The following is a 6,836-nucleotide window of genomic DNA, read 5'->3' on the forward strand; positions in this document are numbered from 1 at the left end:
GTCGACCCCACTGCGGGCGAGGTCATCGTCAACGGCACAGACATCATGAAGCTTGACCGGATCCGGCTCCAGCAGCTGCGCCGGACCCAGATGTCCATGGTCTTTCAAAAGTTTGCGCTGCTGCCGCACGAGACCGTCCTGCGAAACGCCGGCATGCCATGCTCGGTGCGCGGGGACGGACGGGCCAAAACCGACGAGACGGCGCGCAAATGGTTGAGCAGGGTCGGCCTCGCGGGCTCGGAGGCGCTGTATCCTCATCAACTCTCGGGGGGCATGCAACAGCGCGTCGGCCTCGCGCGGGCGCTGACTTCGAACTCGGAGCTCATGCTCATGGACGAAGCCTATTCCGCGCTGGACCCGCTCATCCGGTCAAGCATGCAGGACCTTCTCCTGGAACTGCAGAAGGACCTCCAGAAGACCGTGGTATTCATCACCCATGACCTCGATGAGGCGCTCAAGCTCGCGGACCATCTGGTGATCCTGAAGGACGGGGAAATCGTGCAGCAGGGGGAGCCGCAATACATCCTCCTCAACCCGGCAGACCCCTACATCGAAGATTTCGTCAGCGATATCAACCGGGCCCGAGTGCTACGCGCGCGGTCGGTGATGGATAAGACAGCAAAGGAGGACGATGGCTTGGAAGTCCTTGACGGAGACGACACTTTGGAGCGGGCCATCCTGCGATCCCATGGCGCCGCCGACAAATCCTTTGCGGTGCACTCGGACGGAGTCCGAGTGGGCACGCTCAAGATGACTGACGTTCTGAAGGCGCTTGTACCCACCGCCGCGACGGGGCGGAAACACAGCAACACGTAGGTCGGGACTACGATGATGGGATTCCCATGGCGCTGCTCAACCGAATGGACCTCGCTATTACCGGGAAAATGTCCGGCGCGATGGCTGCGATCGCTCATGGCGAGGCTCACTAGGCGTCGTCATTGCGTTTGTCGCGATAACAGAAAAAATTAGGTGCGAAATGACGGTGAGTTAATGTCTGGAATACAATACCGCCGGTTTGGCTTCCCTGTTGAGCAGGGGCGAAGGACTGCTGTCGGAGGAGGTTAATCTGCGCATTGACCCTGTAATCATTATGCGATCCGGGAACCTACTTGTAGGTAGCCGGAGACTTTCGGGAAGCGCGATGCCTGCCTCTCAAGACCCAGCTACCTACCGCGTGCTAAGCGTCGCCATGTTCGGTGCTGGTGTCTCTCGCAGTACCAACCCGATGATTTTCGCCGAGAAACGAGAACAGCTTTAAGACGTGGATATCCAGATCCTGCCTTCATCGACCAGGAGGTTGCTGAAGACGCAAGACACACGCGGTCCTCGGCCATGTATCCACGAACGAACCCATCTTGGAGGACCCGCCACATGACGCTCGCCTCGATCCCCAACCCCGACCTCGCCATAGCTGCCGACAACAAGCCGCGCTGGGAGCTGCCGGACCACCGCCGCCACGGCTTCCACAACCTCCACAGGATCGCTCGTTACAGTCTCTCCTTCCGCGCACCCTCGGTCATGCCCCTGGTAAAGCAGGTCGACTGGACGATCGGGGAACGGCCCGACGTCGCGCGCTTCCTCGCTATGCCGCATTTCTCCGCCTTCGTCGTGGTGCAGGGCAACCACATCCTTTACGAGGCCTATGCGCCGGACTTTGGTCCCAACAGGACACACAGCATCCAGTCGATCACCAAGACGACGCTGAACCTCATGCTTGGCCGCGCCGTCGCCGACGGCCTGGTGGACCTCGACGAGCGGGTTGGCACCTATCTGCCGGAGATCGGCACGGGCTACGCCGAGGCGACCGTCAAGACAACAGCCGATATGAATGTCGCCAACGACTTCACAGAGGACCTCAGCGATCCTGACACGATGTGGTGGGACATGGAGGGCGCCATAGGCTGGCGCCTGCCGCCGGAGGGCGAGAAGGAGGGTACAATTCGCTCCTTCCTCTGTGGGATCACTAGCGATAATCTCGTGAACCGCACCGGCGAGGCGCTTTACAAGTCGACCAACAGCGAAATCATCGGCTGGGTCATTGAGCGCGCCAGCGGCCGGGCGCTGCGCGACTGGCTGATCGAGATCGTCGAGGCAGCGGGCCTCGAAGGATGCTTCCACATCACCTGCGACCGCGAGGGCGTGCCGCTGGTCGACGGCGGCGCATGCCTCTCCGCCCGCGATCTCGCGCGCTACGGTCTGCTCTTCGCGCGCAAAGGCGAGGGTGTCGACGGCCGTCGCGTGGGCGATGCCGCCTTCATCGAAGATACCCGCCGCAATCCCGGGCCTTCCCTACAGAAGTCACGCCGCTATAGCCGCCAAACGATGACCGACGGCACCTGGCTCGGCCACGGCGGCTGGGGCGGTCAGTACATGCTTGCAAACCCTGACACCGGCACTGTCGTCGTCTACTTCAGCGTGATCGAGAACAAGAGCGCCTCCGACGGCAACTTCAGCGATCAGCTCGTGGAGATGATGGCTAATCTTGCTGCAGAGCTATGAGGTGGTCGTTTCCCTCCCTCAACATTCACCAAGCGCCCGCCTCGGGAAGCATCTAGACAGAAAGGCACCTAAATGAACGACCGCTTTACCTTGGCAGTCACCGGCCAGTCCCTTATTCATCACGACACGCGAAATGTCTGCAGCCCGGAGTTCGATAGGGTCAAGGCGATCCTGAAGGGCGCGGATCTCGCATTCACGAACTTCGAGGGGACAATCTACGGCTCTCATGGTGGATGGCCGATGAAAGGGTACTGGTTCGGAAGCAGCAACCCGGTTGTCCTGGACGCGCTGCAGGAGATAGGCTTCAAGGCCCTCTCACTCTCCAACAATCACGCCTTCGATCTGGGGTCCTCGGGCATCCTCTCGACGTTGGACGAGGTCGGCAAGAGGGGGTTCCTGCATGCGGGCACTGGGCGCAACGCGAGCGAGGCGCTCGGACCAGCCAGCGCCACATTCGGCAACCGAGCTGTCGCGATGGTTGCCATGGATGGTGGCCCGGGGGACGACTTGATGTATGCGGCCGACGCCACCGACTACCGCCCAGAGCGACCCGGCATCAATCGCCTCCGGATGTCTCGGGTTCTCGACGTCGATGCCGAGGCTTTCGGCCACCTTAGGGCAATCCTCGACAAGGCTGGATACTCCTCCTTGGAACTGTACGAGCCGGAGGACCAGCCGCCGCTCAATCAAGGAGAACTGTGGATCGGGCGCGCGGCCTTTCGCAAGTCGGACCGGTTCGAACGAACGGTCGAGATCGACCAAGAAGATCTTAAGAACAATCTCCGGGCCATCCGAACGGCCGCAGATGCTGGAAATCTGGTAATTGCGTATCTGCACCATCACCACTGGGCGAGCGATTGGCTGCAGTCGCCCGACTGGATCAGCGCCTTCGCGCGGCAATGCATCGATGCAGGTGCGGCGATCTTCATCAGCCATGGCGTTCCGGTGCTCTTGCCCATCGAAATCTATCAGGGCCGGCCGATTTTTCACAGTCTCGGCAATTTCATCTTCCATTCACGGTCGGATATCTGGAAGCCAAACGAGGTTTGGGAAAGTGCCGTCGGCCTCTGCTCCTTCGATCAGGACCATCGGCTGACATCTCTAACCCTCCACCCGGTCATTCTAGGAGGTGAGGAAGGGCTGAAGGATGAAGTCCTGCAGCGCCGGCTGGTGCCGCATTTGGCCACCGGAGCAGCCGCCGATCGCATCCTGGAGAGGGTTGCATCCGCGTCGATGGAATATGGTTCGCGCATCGAGGTCGTCGAAGGGGCCGGAAAGTTCGATCTGGCGTAACCGCACCCCAAGGCTGGTGATTCCCACAGCAGAGTGGGTCATAGCTTCGGCGACGAACTGGAAGGCTGCGGCGACGAAGACCGGCGGCGCGAGCTGAAGGAACTCCTTCCCCATTCCTCCGCAGCATCGCCCCCGCACTGCATTTCGCGGTTGGACGGAAACCCAGTCCGTCATTTGGCGGGATAGAAGGGCGATTGTCGCGGAAGGTTTCGCCCCGCTTATGGATCATCTGTAGGGCAAAGCTAAACCATTGTTATATACTAAGGAATCTACCTTCCATAACATGCGTTATGAATAGCATCGGGCGTGGCGCCCTGCGATCGAAATCGCTGAGGAGTCTGGTTGTAATAACTGCTGAACACGCGGCTCAGATGCGAACCGTCACAGAAGCCGCATTCCAGGGCAATGCTGGAAATCGACTTGTCGGTCGTTAGCAAAAGATGGCGTGCATGATCGAGACGTATCTGCGTGTAAACCGCCTGCGGAGAGGCACGGAGTTCGGACCGGAAGCGGCGCTCGATCAGCCGCTTGCTCAGGTTGAGCTTGCCGGCAAGACGGCCGATGGTAAGCGGAACTTCGAGGTGGTCCTGCATCAACAACACTGCCCGTTTCAAGATTTCGTCCCGAACGACAACCTCCAGGCTTCCCGCCGGCTGGGCCGTCTCACCTTTCGCAGCCTCGTTGAACATCATGATCCGCAAGCTTTTGGCCGCTAGCGCCTTACCGAGATGCCTGTCGACGAGAAAGGCCGCGAGGTGCGCAGCGCTAGCTCCGCCCGAACAGGTCAGCCGATCTCGATCGACGACGAAAATCTGGTCGGAAACGGCCTGTAGACCGTCGAAAAGCCGTAAGAAATCCGAGTTGTGGAACCAGCTGACGCAACATTTGTAGCCGTGCATCAGACCGGCCCGGTGCAATATGAACGAGCCCGTGCACAGACCCACGAGCGGTATGCCTACCTCGGCAGCGTTCCGCAGATGGTCGTCGAAACGCGTGTCGACCAGGAGGCTTTCCTCTTCGAGAACTCCGCCAACGACCACCAGATAGTCAAAGCGGCGGAGATCTCCAATCCTTTCATGGGGAGAGATTGCAACGCCGCAGCTGGACAGGATCGGCGACATGTCGGGTGAGATGATACGCCACTGGCAGTGGATTGGGCGGCTCCGGTCCCCGTCGTCTGCAGCTAGGCGCAGCACATCGACGAAATTGCCAAACGCCCCAAGAGTAAACCGATGGAGCAGGAGGAACCCGACGGACAGCGGAGCAGAGCCCTGACCAAGCCTTTGTGCCTGATTCTTCGATGAACCGGGGCGTCGTCGCAAATCTACTGCCATGCTGACGCAAACGTCCTTTCTTCGATTTCCCCAGTGGGTCAAATATGGCGCGGGTCGGTTATCCCGCGTCGCTGAGAGAATACGGCGGAAAGTAGTCTGACATGGTCCACCACTGGTCCCAAGACGCCTGGGCGTCCGTTCCTGCCGCCGATCCGATTACGGTCGCACTCTATTTGGCGCCCGGCTTCGAACTCCTTGCCTTGTCGTCGGCCCTGGACGTCTTGCGCCTTGCCAACAAAGCGGCCGGCCGGGAAGCCTTTCGCTGGCGGACCGTTTCTCACGTGGGTGACGTCGTGCGGGCAAGCTGCGGCATTGTTGTCGCGGCTGAGGCCGACCTGGCCCAGGAGCGCAGATACCTCATGCAGTCTGAACGCCCCTCGTTGGCTCTGGTCTGCGGTGACGAGCCTCACGAAGGGCGTGAAACCAAAGTGCTGAGCGCATGGTTGCGCGAATGCAGGCAGCGCAGGATTGCGACCGGCGCGTTTGGAAGCGGCGTCGCCGCTTTGGCCAAAGCTGGCCTGCTCAATGACCGCAAGTGCTCCGTTCATTGGGAGGCGCTGCCGGCGTTCAAGGAGCGGTTCATGCGCATTGAGGCGGCAGCAACCGTCTACGAGGTCGAGGACCACATCTGGAGCTGCGCCGGCGGCACGGCGTCGTTCGATATGATGGTCGAGCTTGTGAAACATCATTGCGGCGAACCTGTCGCGGTGAGTGTCGGGGAGCTTGCCGTTGCTGGCCGTGTCCGTACGGGCGATGAGCGCCAGCGCCTGCCGCTTCTGCGCCAGCATGGCAGGCTCAACCCCAGGGTCGTGAAACTCATAGAGTTAATGCAGAGGAATCTGGCCGCCCCGCTTACCATGGCGGACCTGGCGGCGGCAGCAGGGCTGTCGAGAAGGCAAGTCGAGCGCCTGTTCCGCAACGACCTTGGCCGCTCGCCGTGCCGCTATTTCCGGGAATTGCGATTGGAACATGCGAAACTTCTGCTCGCTCAGTCGGCGATGCCGATCTTGGATATTGCGATTTCCTGCGGCTTCGTGTCCGCGTCCCACTTTTCGAGGTGTTTCCGAGAGTCGCATCAGATAGCGCCTCATGAAGCCCGAAATCTTCCGGCCGGACGGTTTTTGAACGTGTCAATGCAACGCCCTGCCGTAAGTAAGACTCGATCTGACACGGCTCTGCTCCAAAACAAGGGCATGGCCGTATGTCGGTAGGGTCAATAGCCTGCTTCCCGGTTGAACAGCGGAAAGACCTCCAGCCCGCGCTCAAGGCGGCGCACATTGTTGGCGATCACGGCAACAGCGCTCGACGCAAATGTTGCCCCGGACATATGCGGCGTGACGAACACCTGGGGATGGGACCAATAGCGATGCTCGGCAGGAAGCGGTTCCTGGGCGAATGCGTCTAATGCGGCTCCGGCGAGATGGCCGCGATCGAGGACGTCGAGGAGGGACTCGTCATGGACGACCGCCCCACGGCTGATGTTGATAAAAAACCCGCCCGGGCGCATGGCCGAGAAAATTTTGCCGTCTAGGAAGTGCCGGGTCTCCGGGGAGAGGGGGAGGGCATTGATAGTCACGTCGTTGCGGCTGAGGAACTCCGGAAGGGAACCCGGACCGGAATAGCAATCGATCCCGTCGATTTGTCGAGTGCTGCGGTCCCACCCACTGACGGCGTAGCCGAAATCACGGATGCGGTTGGCGACTTCCGTGC

6 protein-coding genes are annotated in these 6,836 nt (G+C 60.5%); 4 read left to right on the forward strand and 2 right to left on the reverse strand.

Features of this window, described 5'->3' with window-relative positions; all coding sequences use genetic code 11:
- From EOC94_RS32600 to EOC94_RS32610, 3 genes are all read left to right on the forward strand, one after another.
- Positions 1–816: ATP-binding cassette domain-containing protein (locus EOC94_RS32600; protein WP_127295674.1), on the forward strand; the 816-nt coding region annotated here is incomplete at its 5' end.
- A gap of 555 nt (positions 817–1,371) precedes the next feature.
- Entirely contained in the window at positions 1,372–2,499 is a 1,128-nt protein-coding gene (locus EOC94_RS32605) for a serine hydrolase (RefSeq protein ID WP_185928377.1), read from the forward strand.
- A gap of 72 nt (positions 2,500–2,571) precedes the next feature.
- Positions 2,572–3,792, forward strand: a complete 1,221-nt coding sequence (locus EOC94_RS32610) for a CapA family protein (protein ID WP_127295678.1) — start codon at positions 2,572–2,574, stop codon at positions 3,790–3,792.
- Positions 3,793–4,061: 269 nt separating this feature from the next.
- Here the strand turns inward: EOC94_RS32610 and EOC94_RS32615 are convergent, their stop codons facing one another.
- A complete protein-coding gene (locus EOC94_RS32615) occupies positions 4,062–5,126 on the reverse strand; it encodes a GlxA family transcriptional regulator (RefSeq protein WP_127295680.1) in 1,065 nt (354 codons plus the stop codon).
- A gap of 101 nt (positions 5,127–5,227) precedes the next feature.
- On the opposite strand from EOC94_RS32615, the gene EOC94_RS32620 reads away from it, so the two are divergent.
- Positions 5,228–6,337, forward strand: a complete 1,110-nt coding sequence (locus tag EOC94_RS32620) for a GlxA family transcriptional regulator (RefSeq protein ID WP_127295682.1) — start codon at positions 5,228–5,230, stop codon at positions 6,335–6,337.
- 2 nt (positions 6,338–6,339) lie between these two features.
- Here EOC94_RS32620 and EOC94_RS32625 read toward each other — a convergent pair.
- Positions 6,340–6,836: NAD(P)-dependent oxidoreductase (locus tag EOC94_RS32625; protein ID WP_281032983.1), on the reverse strand; the 497-nt coding region annotated here is incomplete at its 5' end.

This window comes from Mesorhizobium sp. M6A.T.Ce.TU.016.01.1.1 (genome assembly GCF_003997065.1).
In the GTDB taxonomy this organism is placed as follows: domain Bacteria; phylum Pseudomonadota; class Alphaproteobacteria; order Rhizobiales; family Rhizobiaceae; genus Mesorhizobium; species Mesorhizobium mediterraneum.

Bases quoted from the DNA above. Each gene is read 5' to 3' on its own strand.
- EOC94_RS32605 (WP_185928377.1), top strand. From the start codon at position 1,372: ATGACGCTCGCCTCGATCCCCAACCCCGACCTCGCCATAGCTGCCGAC.
- EOC94_RS32610 (WP_127295678.1), top strand. From the start codon at position 2,572: ATGAACGACCGCTTTACCTTGGCAGTCACCGGCCAGTCCCTTATTCAT.
- EOC94_RS32615 (WP_127295680.1), bottom strand. From the start codon at position 5,126: ATGGCAGTAGATTTGCGACGACGCCCCGGTTCATCGAAGAATCAGGCA.
- EOC94_RS32620 (WP_127295682.1), top strand. From the start codon at position 5,228: ATGGTCCACCACTGGTCCCAAGACGCCTGGGCGTCCGTTCCTGCCGCC.